This window comes from Aeromonas sp. R7-4 (assembly GCF_040908055.1).
GTDB classification, from domain to species: domain Bacteria; phylum Pseudomonadota; class Gammaproteobacteria; order Enterobacterales; family Aeromonadaceae; genus Aeromonas; species Aeromonas sanarellii.
The window spans coordinates 1-13,813 of the sequence record NZ_JBFODA010000031.1; the positions used below are offsets into that span (position 1 = coordinate 1).

Consider the following 13,813-nt stretch of genomic DNA (forward strand, 5'->3'; position numbering starts at 1 on the left):
TCTGCTTTCTGCTTTCTGCTTTCTGCTTTCTGCTTTCTGCTTTCTGCTTTCTGCTTTCTGCTTTCTGCTTTCTGCTTTCTGCTTTCTGCTTTCTGTTTTCTGCTTTCTGTTTTCTGTTTTCTGTTTATATGAATATAATTTATTACTGAGTGATGGAGCATTGATGTCTTAAGCCAAGTTAAGGAACTTTAATTTATCAGTGCTCTTTAAATTTAATTTATTTAATAAAATAGCTTATAGGGGGTAATAAAACTGGTTTCTCTTCGCTGCGCAGCAGCGGAATGTTGAAATGGAAAAAATTAATTTATAGCTCTCATAATTAGTAAATGGACAGTTTTCCGAATTTTTCAAGTGGGGGGATGTGAAAAAGTTTGAAAATAATTCTGTTTGGTGGAAATTTGGCCAATCTGGATGGTTTTATTCTCACCGCCCCCCGATTTATTGCTTATACGCAAATCCCATGCCTAATCCGTCCCACCAGATCGACAACGGCCTGAACCCCCATCGGTGTCTTCAATAGCTCGGCTGGAGCTACGCCACCGAGGCCCCAGGCTGGTCTGTTTAGCCATGACAACGCCTTGGCAGTATCGTTCTTGTTGAGGGATAGTGCCGCATCGAGTGCCTGTACAACGCCGTATACCCTGGCACCCTGCGAGATTGATAGGGGAGCCTCAATCCTCAGCTTGCGAGCAACAGTGCTCAGGCTAATGCCTGCTAAGCGGCATATCAAACCTGAGTCTGTGTTCATCAATTCAGCTAGTCGATGAATGATGCCAGGAGCTACGCCAGCTATGAACCAGAGATGTGCACTCAGTGGATCTTGAGGGATGTTGAGAGTCGTCATAAGGGTGGGGGCTGAACTAGTCAGCGTACTGGGTTGATAAACTGAAAGTGACATATTTTATTGTTCCCATATTGACAATGATTTGTTCTCATCATCGTACTCCATGTTCAGATTTTCTGACAGTTACCTCACTGGTTATAATTGTTGATGTTGCTGATATGGAGGGCACTCGCCCCCTCCATTAGCGAATGAGCGAACTGAATCATGTTCATGGCCTATACCTGAAATATGGCCTCATTCAGCAAATCCATTTCAAGAAAATAATAGCTTTATATTCACGCTACAGCATTTCTTTAAGCCAAAAAATTTGCTCTGCATTTAGTTGGTTTTGGTCACCCAAATCTTTCATTTCTTGTACGAACGTAGAGAGTTCATCTTTTATATTCTTCTTTATACATCTCCTAATATAGCTTTCATATAGGCTATTAACAGATGGAGGGAAATTTGTTTCCTGTTGCACCTTTATAGCTGCATTAGAATTTGTTGCATCCCTTAACTTTTCTCTTGTAGCCTTGCTGATGTTGTTGTCAATATAGTAATCCATCAGCGTTTGGAGGCTGTGTCCAGTGATCTTGGATAAATCTTGAATAGGCACTCCGCTTTCTAGTGCTTTTTTGGCAAAAGTATGTCTGGCATCATATAATCGGCCTATCTTAGGAAAATTAAACTCTTTTTTAACTGCCTGCCAAGTTTTCTGATAAAGGCTCGAAGTTACATGGGGGGCCTTTGCTTCGCGACAACAAGGAAACATTAACTCACCCTCTCTATCACTCAAGCTTTTTAGAGTTTTGTATTTCGCTACATAATTCCAGTATGAGTCTGACTCAATAGCAACAATGCGTGCAGCCTTGTTTTTACTAATGTGCTCAGGAATACGTATGGTTCTATCATTAATATTAAAGTTGTTGCTTGTGTTTCTATATATTTCAGAGTTTCTTGCCCCGCATAGGAACATGGTTGCAACTATGATCTTGGAATCCCCACCACCTGGAGTGTCTTCATTAAAAATAAATTCCACGACTTCATTTGTGGGGTCAGTATATGTTGTGACAGGCCTCTTAGGGTTTCTGGGGAACAGAAAAATATGCCTATCAATTTTATTCTTTGGTAAATAGGTGCACGTAACACACATATTAAACAAGCTATTTAATAAGGAATAGTATTTCCTCATTGTTTCTGATGTTATTGGCGTTTCTTTGTTCTGCCAATACTTTTTGAATATTACTGGATGATCTTCATTAAATTCAGATAGCTTTAGGTCTAACCATGGTTCAAAGGCAGATGAGATTTCCCTTATTGTTTTGTCGGTAACAGGGCTTAATGAATTCCTCTTGTTTGATTTATTTTCACGGTCGTTTTTATAATGCTCTAAAAGATAAGTTCTCAATGTAAAAGACTGATATTTCCACTTTTCTGGATTAATCTTTTCAGCATCACTAACTAATCTCTTAAACTCTTCCTTAGCCTGTGTAACGCTAAAAAAACCTTTTTGGTAATGTCCACTTTTAGTGCGAGGCATCCAATTGCCAATTTTCTGCCTCCGATTTTTATCGTAAACAATATAGAATGTCTTAACACTGTTTCCGATTCTTAGTTTTAATCTTGGTTTGTTCTTTTCATTATATTTTTCATCGTCAGAACTATAGTGCGTTAATTCAACACATTTATTTTTATCATTAATAAATGGAAGACTATCTATGTACTGGTCTTTAAAGGTAAATGAGAATTTCCCTTTAATTATGGCCGCAGGGTGACCCTGGAGCAGCGTCTTAAGATCGAACTCTTCTTTGCGTATGGATGTAGCCGGATTTTTGGGAGCCATTAGGTACCACCGAAAAATGTTCTATTGAGACATTATAGCGGCAAAATAGCGCAAAAGTAGAGTTGAATGGCGTGAATAGCTCTTAAATAGCGCAAAACAGGCATCGATTGAGCAGATCAAAAAACAAGCAGCTCGGTTGTTTATGAATGCTTTTTGAGCTATAAGGCTATGTTTTTAAAGGAAATATTTATAATTCCTAATATTTAAAAAATCTTATAACAGCCTGTTTGGATAGATTTTTAAGCAATAAACATCCCTTAGGAGGGGACCGCTCTATCCTGCTGAGCTACGGGAACCTTGTGGCGGGCATTATACAAGAAGCATTGTGCTTTTAAACCCTTGATTCCTATTCCAATACGGCCAAATCACCGATTTGGACATTGAATGGCGAATATTTGTTCTGACTGCTGATGACGGCGCCGTCCTCGAACACCTGCACCACCTCGAACAGGCCGTCGGCGGGATTGCGCATCACCCTGGACTTGCCGTAGGGGTCGACGAAGTCGGCGCTGTGCTGAACGCGGAACTGATCCCCGAGCTTGACGCCGTTGCGACGGCCCAGATTGATGTGGGGACCGCGCTCGTGCTGGGCCACGATCCGGGCGGTGACGGGTGCGCAGGCAAGCTCGGCGACGATGTCCTGGGCCGCCTCCTTCAACTGGTAGCCCACCTCCTGGCCATAACTCGACTGCCAGAACCGGCCGCCGCTGCTGCCGACCTGTTCCCGCTTGGAGAAGGTCCAGTTGGCACGCCCCTGGTACTCCTTGCGACCGAGCAGGGTGCCGTTGATGCCGTCAAACAGGTAGAGCTGCATACGGAAATTGCGCACGGGATCCTCATACCAGCTGGTCAGGGCGTTGCCCTGAGGCTCGAGGGAGAGATCGTCGATGCTGCCGAGCACCAAGTACTGGCTGTCGGTGCGCAGGCTCAGGGCCTTGATCTCCTCGAGGGCGCTGCGATCCCCCTGCTGCAGGTGGAGCGGATCGATGCGCAGGTTCTCGTCCAGCCACTGGCGGGCGACCACCCCCTGGGGGGCTGCCGCCAGGGTCTCGAACAGGCGGCGGGAGAGATCGGCGGGCATGTCGTCCAGGGCGCCGGTGCTCGCCTGATCCGGGTAGCGCATGCGCAGGCGTACCAGCGTCAAATCCTTGGCGTAGTGTTGGGTCTGGCAGATCTGGCGCTCGGCCTGGATGTCGGCCACCAGCGTGATGTACATGCGGCCGTTGCGCACCTCTTCGCGCTTGAGGCGGTACTGGCGGATGTCGCCGCCGGAACGGATCTGGATCTGCTCCGAGCGCAGGCTGCCATTTTCCAGGCGCTGGATGCTGGAGACGGACGCCCCGCTGGCCAGCAGGGCCTGGCGCAGCGCATCCCGGGTTGCCTGCTCGCGGGCATAGACCTCGTCACCCCCCAGGATGGCGGCACTGCCTTGGGCCTCGATGAGCTCGGCCCGGGCCGACAGGCTGGCCAGCAGCAGGGTTAACAGCAGCGAAACTTTCATGACGGACACCTTGAATGGGTGACCCCGTGGCCGCCGGCAAGGCGGGCCAGGGGCCTGGACACTGACCCGATCCACACCGGGCAGCCAAATAAAAGCAAGATCCATGCCTTGTCCCCGGGGCCGGGGATCCTCGTTGCGCCGGCTGGTGCCGTCCGGCGCGGCCGGCCCCTGTGCGGATCGTCGGGGGATCCTGGGTGCATTCCCGGCTCAAGTGTTGGCGTTTGCGACCGATAACAGGTCAGGTGCAGATGCAGGAAAAGTATCCATGAAGAGAGTTATCACGGTGCTGGCGGTGGCGCTGGCATTGGCCGGTTGCGGGTCGACCGACCCCATCAACCGGGATCAGGGGGATCCTCGCCAGGCGGCGAAGGGGATGGAGCTGAACTGGCTGGTGGCGCGCATGACGGATCAGCTGATGGAGCGCAAGTCCCTCACCACCCTGAGCGAGCCCATCGCGGTCGCGTCCTTCGTCGATCTCGACACCCTGAAGGACACCAACTGGATGGGGCAGCAGATCGAAGAGAGCTTCATCTACGAGTTGAACCGGCGCGGCGAGGTGGTGGTGGACTTCAAGACCACGGGCAGCATCCAGGTGACCCCGCAGGGGGACTTCGTGATGAGCCGCAACTACAAGGATCTCTCGTCCCGTCTGCCCATCTCCCGCATCCTGACCGGCACCTTCAGCCGCAACCAGCAGGGGATCCTGGTCAACGCCCGCATCATCGATCTGCGGACCAAGATGGTGGAGACCACGGCCCAGAGCCTGATCCCGAAACAGTATCTGTCCGGCGCCAGCAACTCCTTTGGCCGGGCCTCCATCAACCGCGGTTACCTGATGCGGGGCGGCCAGAGCCCGTCCGGCCATCTGGTCAACCTGACCCCCTGAGGAGTAAACGGCGATGAACATCTTGTTGGGTTGCCTGATGGCCATGTTGCTGACGGCGTGCAGCGGAAAATCTGGTGTGGTGAACTGCGAGACGGGGAAACTGCGATGAAAATCTTGTTGGGTTGCCTGATGGCAATGTTGCTGACGGCGTGCAGCGGAAAATCTGGTGTGGTGAACTGCGAGACGGGGAAACTGCGATGAAAATCTTGTTGGGTTGCCTGATGGCAATATTGCTGACGGCGTGCAGCGGCAACCGGGTGGTGAACTACGACGTGGGCGAGAAGCCGGATGATTTCCCGGTACTCAAGGCGGTGGGCTATGCGGTGATCGACATCCAGCCCGGTCCCTCCCAGTCCGAGAAGATGCTGCAGGCGATCCGGGCCTCCAAGATGGATGCCTACCGGGAGCTGGCCGAGCAGCTCAACGGCCAGCAGGTGCGCGGCCAGAGCAGCTACAAGGACCTGACCCAGACCTCCAACTCCCTGGACGTGTCGGTGGCCGGCATGGTGCGCGGTGCCCGTGTAGTGGCGACCTATCCCCGTGGCAACACCTATGCCACCGAGCTGGAGCTCGATACCCGCAACCTCTACCACCTGAACCAGCTGATGGCGGGTCAGTTCTGAGGCGCCTGACAGTCAGGCGGGCACAAGCGGCGCCAGGCACAGACACAGAAGGCGAACCCCAGGGTTCGCCTTCTGCTTATCTTGCTGGTCTCGGGGCGGCAGCCCCAGGGCTCACTGGTTGCCCATCAGTACCGGCGGCACTGCGGTCGGCTTGACGTCTTCGCTCGGGTAGCAGCCCAGCACCTTGATGTAGCGGGTGATCTTGGTCAGCTCCAGCAGGGCGGCCTGCATGGCCGGGGTCTGCAGGTTGGCGGAGACGTCCAGGTAGAACATCTCTTCCCAGGGGTTGCCCTGCACCGGACGGGATTCGAGCTTGGTCATGTTGATCTCGTGGCTGCGCAGCACCAGCAGCGCCTCCACCAGAGAGCCCGGCTTCTGGGAGGTGGACATGATGAGGGTGGTCTTGGCCGGGATCTGGGGCGCCACGTCGATGGGCTTGCGCGCCACTACTATGAAGCGGCTGTAGTTCTCCTTCTGGTTCGCGAGCTGCTCGGCCAGCACGTCCAGGCCATAGAGCTCGCCGCCGGCGGCGCTGCCGATGGCCGCCGCCTCCGGGCTCGCCAGCTCCTTCACCTTCATCATGGCGCTGGAGGAGGAGTCGCAGATCTCGTGGCGCGCCCCTTCCAGCTTGCTCAGATAGTGGGAGCACTGCTGGAACACCTGGGGGTGGGCGTAGAAGGTCTTGATGCGAGAGAGCTCGGTGGGCACGGCGGTGAGGATGCAGTGCTCTATGGGGTAGGTGAGCTCGCCGACGATGGAGAGGGTGGTGTGCTGCATCACGTCATACACCTCGTTGATGGAGCCCGAGCTGGTGTTCTCGATGGGCAGCACCCCGAAGGCGGCGCGGCCCGACTCCACGGTGTCCAGCACCTCGCGGAAGTTCTGGCAGTTCACCTCGATCACCTGATCCTTGTAGCGGGCCAGGTATTTGCGGGCCGCCAGGCTGGAGTAAGAGCCGCGCGGGCCCAGGTAGGCGACGCTGGTCATGGGCTCCTGCTGCTGGGGGTTCAGCAGGCTCTGCAGGTAGGCCTGCTGGGAGAGCACGGAGTCCTCGATGATGGTGTGATAGATGCGGGTGATGTACTGGGCGTCCAGCCCGAGCGCGCGCCCCTTCTGGATCAGGGCGACCAGCAGATCCTGCTCGCGCTGGTGGTCACGGATGGGACGGGGGTTGGCCTGCTTGGCGCGGGCAACCTCGATGCTGAGGGTCTTGCGCTTGGCCAGCAGGGCGAGCAGCTCCTGATCCAACTGGGTGATGTCGTGTCTGATCTCGTCGAGCGTAGCCATGGTGGTTCCCTATCCAAATCTTCTGTGGTGGTTGGTGCAAAAAAAAGCCTCCGCTGGGGAGGCTCGATTCGTCTTTGGTTTCTGTTTACGCGAATGGTTCACGTGACGACGGGCCTTCCCTCATGTGGGCCGGGTAAACGAGAAAACAAAGAAGAATGCTGTGTGCATGGGCGTGTCCTGAATGTAACGCCATAACCATTAAGGGATTTGGCGGTGCGATGCAAGTAAAACTTGCCCGGGGGCGTTGAACGGGGCAGGGTAGTGGCTCGGGCTGCCAGGGGGAGTGAGCGCCGTTTTGGCCCGATCTGTGACAACGAAAAGAGGAGGCGAGGCGATGGCGATTATCTTCGATCTGGGTCGGGTGGTGGTGAGCTGGGATCCGGTCGGCATAGTGAGTGCGGTGCGAGGACCCCAGGGGGCGGCGGAGCTGGCGGAGCGGCTGTTCAATCACCCGGACTGGCTGGAGGTGGACAGGGGCACCCTCTCCCTTCACACCATGGCCCGCCAGGCGCAGGCGCGCACCGGCCTGAGCGCGGCGGACAACCTCGCCATCCTGCAGGCGGTTCCCGCCTCCCTGCTGCCGGATCCCGCCATGGTGGCCCTCATCGAGGAGCTTCATGGCGCCGGCCACGCCCTCTACGCCCTCTCCAACATGGGCCACGCCAGCATCGACTGGCTGGAGCGGCAGGATTTCTGGCGCTTCTTCAGCGGCAAGGTGGTGTCGGCCCGGGTGCGGATGATGAAGCCGGAGCCCGACATCTACCGCTACCTGCTGGTGTCGTTTGACTTGCAGGCCGAGGAGTGCCTCTTTATCGACGACAGCCAGGCCAACGTGGCGGCGGCCGAGGCGCTCGGCCTGCGGGGGCTGGTCTTCACCGATGCGCCCCGGTGCCGCCAGCACCTGGTGGAGCAGGGCCTGTTGCCCGCCTGAGGGGGTGGAGAACCCAGGATGGGTGGCGAAGAAAGCGAGTCAAGCGTTGCCATAGAGCAAATAACGTTCAGATTTAACCATGTCATTTAAGGGTATATTCAGCTTGGTACGCGCAAAATGGTATCCAATTCATCATCCGGAGTTGTTGTTATGGATGCCAATGTAGTCGCGCTGAATCGGGGATACGATCAGACCTTCCAAGCCAGGGAACAGAGGCTCATCAATACCCTGGCCGGTTACGGCGAACTGCTTGTCTCCTTCTCCGGTCGACTGGAATCCTGCTACAGCATGGATCTTTGCCGGGCCAGCGGGGTCCGCTTTCGCGCCATCACCCTGGACAACCCCACCCTCAGCCGTCAGTCGGTGGCCAGGGCCAGGCGCTATTGCCGGCACTACGGCATCCCCCACCAGGTGCTCAAGACGGACGAGATGATCTTCAGCGTGCACCTCGGCCACCTCGACGAGGTGACGGATCCGGTGCGCTATCTGTGCCGGCAGCTCGAGCATGACGACGGTCCGCCGCTGCTGATGTCGGCCTCCGTCGAGGAGATGCGGGAGTATCTGCGCCGGTTTCACAGCCTGCCAGCCAACACCCTCTGGCTGTTTGCCGAGCAGGGCATGACCCAGCGGGACTTTCGCTACGGTTTCCACAAGCGGCAGCTGGATCTCTGGGGCAAGGGAGGGGAGGCCTGCCTGAGCCGGCGCTTCTCCGACATCGAGTCTCTGGATCGGCGCAATCTGCGCATGGTCGACATGGCCGAGCAGATGCTGTTCGACATGGGGCTGGATGGTGCCCAGGTCTTCTTCCATACCCTGGCGGACAGGGTCACCACCCTGGCGAGGATCCAGGTTCCCCAGCGCATGCGGGCCCTGGTGTTCGACATGCAGCCGAGCATCCAGAAGGCGCTCAAGAGCGCCCAGTTCGATCTGGTGACCCTGGATATGGCTGCGGGGGAGGATCCCCAGTCCCTGGTCATCTGATCCCGCGCCGGGGTCGCAACGTGAGTCGGGTCATAGGCAAGGGGGGCCCGACTCTTTATACTGCTGCTTCTCCGTCCCTTACCGAGTCTTTGCCCATGAAGCCCCTCTCCCGACTGCTGGTTGCCCTCTGCCTCTTCCCTCTGCTGGCCGAGGCCGCCCCCCTGCACCAGATCACCCTGCCCGACGGCCGCCAGGTACAGCTCAACGATGACTTCACCTGGGAATACCTGCTGGTCAAGCCCGCCGAGGCGAGCCCCGGCAAGACGGTGACGGCAAGCGTGGCGGCCCCGGTGCTGACCGAGCAGGCCCTGGCCCATCCCGATCTGCTCTCCCAGGCGACCCGGGACGGCATCACGGTGAAGCTGGACCAGGTAACGGGCGAGGATCCCCTGAGCCTGCAGTTCCTGGTGAGCAACACCGGCAGCCGCAACGTGGTGCGGGTGAACGGCAGCCTGACCCTGTTCAGCGCCGAGGGCGTGCAGCTCTCGAGCCAGCCCGTGCGTTTCTGGGTCGGGGAGAACCGCTTGCCCGAGTCCTATTTGCGCAAGGGGGAGGAGAGAGCGTCCCGGGCCATCGAGCTGGCTCGACCGGCCAGTCTGACCGGCAAGCCGCTGGTGCGGGTGCAGATCGACGAGGTGGAGTTCCGCTAGGATGACGGCGGGGGAGCCCTCGCTCCCCCGCAGAGTGTTGCACCGGTAACCGCCAGCAATATCCGCTTACATCTGCCATGGTTTGGCAACAGCTTGCCGCTCGGCGCCTCCCCGTTTGCCCGTCACAATGACTCCATTCCAGTGAGGTCCCCTCACTCAACCCATGGAGTCAACAAAATGCAAAAGATCGCACTGTCTGTTCTGGTTCTGGCCGGTCTCTCTTCCACCTCCGTCCTGGCACAGGATGCCTTCAGCTACGCCAAGGGCTCTGCCACCTGGGCACACACCAAGTCGGACTACATCGGTGGCAAGGACAGCGACAACCGCGATTTCGGCGGTCTGAGCCTGGATCTCTCCAAGAGCTTTGGCAGCAACGTCTACGGTCGGGTCGGTACCGAATACACCTCCCGCAGCAGCGGCAACGACAGCATGGCCATCTCCAGCCTGGGGGTGGGGGTCTTCACTCCCCTCAGCACCGGCCTGAACCTGTACGGCGAAACCGGTCTGATGGGCTACAGCCTGGAGCGCGAGCTCGCCTCCAACGTGAATGACAGCGGCTGGGACGACATCACCCGCAAGCAGAGCGGCAGCCTGTACGGGGAAGTGGGCCTGCGCTACGACATCGGCGCCGTCGAGCTCTCCACCGGTTACCGCTACGCCAACATGACCGACGACATGCACGACTTCAAGGCGGGGGCGGCCTACAAGCTGACCCAGAACCTGGCCCTCACCGCCGACTACACCTATCGCAACTGGGATCTGCAAAAAGGCTCCATCTCCAGCCTGGGCGTGAAATACAGCTTCTGATCTTCCTGCCTGTAGTGTCTTCCTTTTTACCCATGACCCCGGTCATGGGTTTTTTTGTCTGTGGTTGATCCTGTCGTCGCTCTCCTGTCGTATCAGTCCGCATAGTTATACAACTTCCATTTTCTTGTATAACTGCTATAACGGATTCAATACTTATACAAGGGGTGTTTCCATGTACAAGATAAAGGTCGGTATCAGCGCCTGTCTGCTCGGACAGGAGGTTCGCTTCGACGGTGGACACAAGCGCTCCAGCTTCTGCGAGCGGGATCTCGGCGCCCATTTCGACTATCACCCCGTCTGCCCGGAGATGGCCATCGGCCTCGGCGCCCCCCGTGCCGCCATCCGGCTGGTGAAGCGCCACGGCGAGATCCGCGCCGAGGCGAGCAACGGCAGCTTCGACGTCACCGACAAGCTCATCGCTTTTAGTGAGCAGAAGGCGCGCCAGCTCGACTTCATCTCCGGTTATATCCTCTGTGCCAAGTCCCCCAGCTGCGGCATGGAGCGGGTGCGCATCTATGGCGCCAACAACGAGGGCAGCGCCAAGGAGGGGGTCGGCCTGTTCGCCAGGGCGCTGATGGAAGCCAACCCCCTGCTGCCGGTGGAGGAGGATGGCCGACTGTGCGACCCCATATTGCGGGAGAACTTCGTGCTGAGGGTCTTCGCCTATCACGACTGGCAGCAGCTCTGCGCTCGGGGGATCACCGCCTCCGCCCTCATCCGCTTCCATTCGCGCTACAAGTACCTGGTGCTCTCCCATGCCACCAGCCACTACCGCGCCCTGGGTCGGCTGCTCGGCAACCTCGGCAAGGCCAACCTGCAGGAGGTGGCCGACAGCTACATCCAGGGGCTGATGGCGGCGCTGACGATCCGCGCCAACCGCCGCAGCCACACCAATGTGCTGATGCACCTGCAGGGTTACTTCAAGCGGATGCTGACCCCGGCCCAGAAACAGGAGCTGTGCGAGGCCATCGACAAGTACCGTACCGGCGTCTTCCCGCTGCTGGTGCCGCTCACCCTGATCCGCCACTACCTGCGCGAGCACCCCAACCCCTATCTCTCGGATCAGGTCTATCTCAATCCCCATCCCGATACGCTGAAACTGCGTTACGGGCTCTGAACACCCTGTGCAGGCCCCGGCGGATAGCCGGGGTCTCTCCCCCAACCCTTGATGGAAGTCGTTATGTCTGATTTACCCCATGCCCCTTCGCCGGAGGAGGGGATCTACCCCATCCGCGAGGTCTCCCGCCTCACCGGGGTCAACGCCGTCACCCTGCGCGCCTGGCAGCGCCGCTACGGGCTGGTGCAGCCGGCCCGTACCGAGAAGGGGCACCGCCTCTACAGCGAGCAGGACATCCGCCAGATCGGCGAGATCCTGAGCTGGCTGGAACGGGGAGTGAGCATAGGCCAGGTCAAGGGGCTCCTGAGCGAACCCCAGATCGCGCCGGTGAGCGATCACTGGCAGCAGACCCTGGAGCAGTTCAGTCAGGCGCTGCTCGCCTTGAACCAGCGCAGGGCGGAGGCCCTGCTCGGCGAGCTGTTGGCGAGCTATCCGTTCGAGCTGGTGCGCAGCCGGGTGCTGCAGCCCCTGGTGGAGCGGCTGCTGGGGCTCTGGCACGAGCGACCGGATGGTGAGCTGCTGCACCAGGTGTGGCTCGGCTGGCTGCATACCCGCTTCGCCCGCCACCTCATCGAGCAGGAGAAGGGCATCCCCGTCACCCTGGCAAGCTGGGGGCAGGTGGGACCCCTCGATCTGGTCTGGGCCGCTTATGAGCTCATCGGTCAGGGTTATGAGGTGCAACTGCTGGGGGCGGTGGAGCCGCGCCATGCCTCCCTGCTGGAGGGACGCGCCACTCCCCCCTGGCTGATACTGCTGGGAGCCGGGCTCGGCAAGCAGGATCTGGCCGCCGAGTGGCCTGCAGGCACCCGCTTCTTTGGCGAGCTGGGACGCCTCTACGACGAGGAGTGGCGGCAAGCCCGGGACTGGCACGCCACCCTGGCAGAGGTCAGTGCGACTCATCGCACCACCAAGACAAGGGGCAAGGGCGGGAGAAAACCATCATGAGGCTGGTCTGGTTTCGAAACGATCTGCGCCTGGCCGACAACCCGGCCCTGCGGCACGCCTGCGCCGGGGAAGAGCCGGTCGCGGCGCTCTTCATCCTCTCGCCGACCCAGTGGCGGCAGCACAAGCTGGCCCCGGTCCGCCAGCGCTTCATCCTGGCGCAGCTCGATGCGCTGGGCCGCGAGCTGGCGGCCCTCGGCATCCCGCTCCATCTGCTTCGGGTCGAGACCTTTGCCGAGGTGCCGGCGGTGCTGGCTGACTTAAGCCGCGAGCTCGGGGTGAGCGAGCTCTATGCCAACCAGGCCATCGAGATAGACGAGCTGCGCCGCGACCAGGCGGTCACCGCCGCGCTGGCGGAGCAGGATATTGGCAGCCACTGGTTCAACGGCTGCTGCGTGCTGCCGCCTGGGCGGGTGCTGACCGGGTCGGGGGAGATGTTCAAGGTGTTCACCCCCTTCAGCCGCGCCTGGCTCAAGGCCCTCGAGGAGGATGGCTTCGTCATTCACCGGGCCCCGGCGCCGCGCGGTGCGCCTATCCCTTGGTTACCGCTGGCCGAGCGGCCATTTGTCGATGCCGCGCTGGGGGAGCTGACGGCGGACGCCCGCTGGCCGGTGGGGGAGGCCGAGGCGAGCCGCCGGTTGCACGCCTTTCTGGATCAGGCGGTGCTGGACTACGGCGAGACCCGGGACTTTCCGGCGCAGGCCGGCACGTCCGTGCTCTCCCCCTATCTGGCGGCGGGCATCATCAGCCCACGCCAGTGCGTGGGGGCGCTGCAGCAGCGCCTCGGCTACCGGCCCCAGTCGAAGGCGCAGCCCGGTTTCGTCTGGCTCAACGAGCTCATCTGGCGCGAGTTCTACCGCCACCTGCTGGTGCTGATCCCGACCCTCTCCATGAACCGCCCCTTCAAGCCAGAGACGGCGGCCCTGCCCTGGAGCTGGGATCCGGAGGCCTTCGCCACCTGGTGCGAGGGGCGCACCGGCTACCCCGTGGTCGATGCGGCCATGCGCTGCCTCAACGCCACCGGCTGGATGCACAACCGGCTGCGGATGATAGTGGCGAGCTTCCTCACCAAGGATCTGCACATCCACTGGCGGCTCGGGGAGGACTACTTCATGAGCCGGCTCATCGACGGGGATCTGGCGGCCAACAACGGCGGCTGGCAGTGGGCAGCGGGCACCGGAGCCGATGCGGCACCCTATTTCAGGGTCTTCAACCCCACCACCCAGGGGCAACGATTTGATCCGCAAGGGGAGTTCATTCGTATCTGGGTCACTGAGCTGGCCGATCTGCCTGCCGCCTATGTGCACGAGCCCCACGACTGGTTGCGGCTCAAGGGGCGGCGGGATTACCCGGCGCCCATGGTGGACCATGCCGTTGCCCGGGTGAAAGCCATCGAGATGTTTCGCGAACTGGAGAAATAAC

At 58.8% G+C, this 13,813-nt stretch carries 13 protein-coding genes and 1 other annotated feature; of the genes, 9 read left to right on the plus strand and 4 right to left on the minus strand.

What is annotated here, in order from left to right:
• Positions 1-445: 445 nt before the first annotated feature.
• The 3 genes from AB5Y72_RS07425 to AB5Y72_RS07435 form a co-directional block, all read right to left on the minus strand.
• On the minus strand, positions 446-898 hold the full coding sequence (locus AB5Y72_RS07425) for an antitoxin Xre/MbcA/ParS toxin-binding domain-containing protein (RefSeq protein WP_368198801.1): 453 nt from the start codon (positions 896-898) through the stop codon (positions 446-448).
• 226 nt (positions 899-1,124) lie between these two features.
• Entirely contained in the window at positions 1,125-2,666 is a 1,542-nt protein-coding gene (locus AB5Y72_RS07430) for a tyrosine-type recombinase/integrase (protein WP_109113081.1), read from the minus strand.
• A 346-nt stretch (positions 2,667-3,012) separates the two neighbouring features.
• Positions 3,013-4,167 carry a flagellar assembly protein FlgT gene (locus AB5Y72_RS07435; protein ID WP_042074842.1) on the minus strand — a complete coding sequence of 385 codons (1,155 nt, stop codon included), beginning with the start codon at positions 4,165-4,167 and terminating at the stop codon, positions 3,013-3,015.
• Between the two features lie 265 nt (positions 4,168-4,432).
• Here AB5Y72_RS07435 and AB5Y72_RS07440 point away from each other — a divergent pair, with 265 nt between their 5' ends.
• Positions 4,433-5,053: a FlgO family outer membrane protein gene (locus tag AB5Y72_RS07440; RefSeq protein ID WP_042074841.1), complete on the plus strand. Its 621-nt coding sequence runs from the start codon at positions 4,433-4,435 to the stop codon at positions 5,051-5,053.
• A 197-nt stretch (positions 5,054-5,250) separates the two neighbouring features.
• Positions 5,251-5,676 carry an LPP20 family lipoprotein gene (locus AB5Y72_RS07445; RefSeq protein WP_042074840.1) on the plus strand — a complete coding sequence of 142 codons (426 nt, stop codon included), beginning with the start codon at positions 5,251-5,253 and terminating at the stop codon, positions 5,674-5,676.
• A 111-nt stretch (positions 5,677-5,787) separates the two neighbouring features.
• On the opposite strand, the gene pheA is transcribed toward AB5Y72_RS07445, so the two are convergent.
• On the minus strand, positions 5,788-6,963 hold the full coding sequence (gene pheA / locus AB5Y72_RS07450) for a prephenate dehydratase (RefSeq protein WP_042074838.1): 1,176 nt from the start codon (positions 6,961-6,963) through the stop codon (positions 5,788-5,790).
• Between the two features lie 38 nt (positions 6,964-7,001).
• Positions 7,002-7,135, minus strand: a sequence feature (Phe leader region).
• A 162-nt stretch (positions 7,136-7,297) separates the two neighbouring features.
• On the opposite strand from pheA, the gene AB5Y72_RS07455 reads away from it, so the two are divergent.
• The 7 genes from AB5Y72_RS07455 to phrB all read left to right on the plus strand — a co-directional run bounded on the left by AB5Y72_RS07455 (position 7,298) and on the right by phrB (position 13,812).
• Positions 7,298-7,894: an HAD family phosphatase gene (locus AB5Y72_RS07455; RefSeq protein ID WP_202211578.1), complete on the plus strand. Its 597-nt coding sequence runs from the start codon at positions 7,298-7,300 to the stop codon at positions 7,892-7,894.
• 117 nt (positions 7,895-8,011) lie between these two features.
• Entirely contained in the window at positions 8,012-8,875 is an 864-nt protein-coding gene (locus AB5Y72_RS07460) for a hypothetical protein (RefSeq protein WP_167335696.1), read from the plus strand.
• A 95-nt stretch (positions 8,876-8,970) separates the two neighbouring features.
• On the plus strand, positions 8,971-9,525 hold the full coding sequence (locus AB5Y72_RS07465) for a DUF3157 family protein (RefSeq protein WP_368198802.1): 555 nt from the start codon (positions 8,971-8,973) through the stop codon (positions 9,523-9,525).
• Between the two features lie 177 nt (positions 9,526-9,702).
• Positions 9,703-10,332: an autotransporter gene (locus AB5Y72_RS07470; protein WP_042074829.1), complete on the plus strand. Its 630-nt coding sequence runs from the start codon at positions 9,703-9,705 to the stop codon at positions 10,330-10,332.
• A gap of 172 nt (positions 10,333-10,504) precedes the next feature.
• Complete coding sequence (locus AB5Y72_RS07475) at positions 10,505-11,449, plus strand: DUF523 and DUF1722 domain-containing protein (RefSeq protein WP_200164032.1); 945 nt, start codon at positions 10,505-10,507, stop codon at positions 11,447-11,449.
• A 63-nt stretch (positions 11,450-11,512) separates the two neighbouring features.
• Positions 11,513-12,394 carry a MerR family transcriptional regulator gene (locus AB5Y72_RS07480; protein WP_368198803.1) on the plus strand — a complete coding sequence of 294 codons (882 nt, stop codon included), beginning with the start codon at positions 11,513-11,515 and terminating at the stop codon, positions 12,392-12,394.
• The gene (gene phrB / locus AB5Y72_RS07485; protein WP_368198805.1) at positions 12,391-13,812 is read left to right on the plus strand and encodes a deoxyribodipyrimidine photo-lyase; all 1,422 of its coding nucleotides are present in this window, start codon (positions 12,391-12,393) and stop codon (positions 13,810-13,812) included. The genes AB5Y72_RS07480 and phrB overlap by 4 nt, the downstream gene beginning before the upstream one ends.
• The last annotated feature ends 1 nt before the right edge of the window (position 13,813 follow it).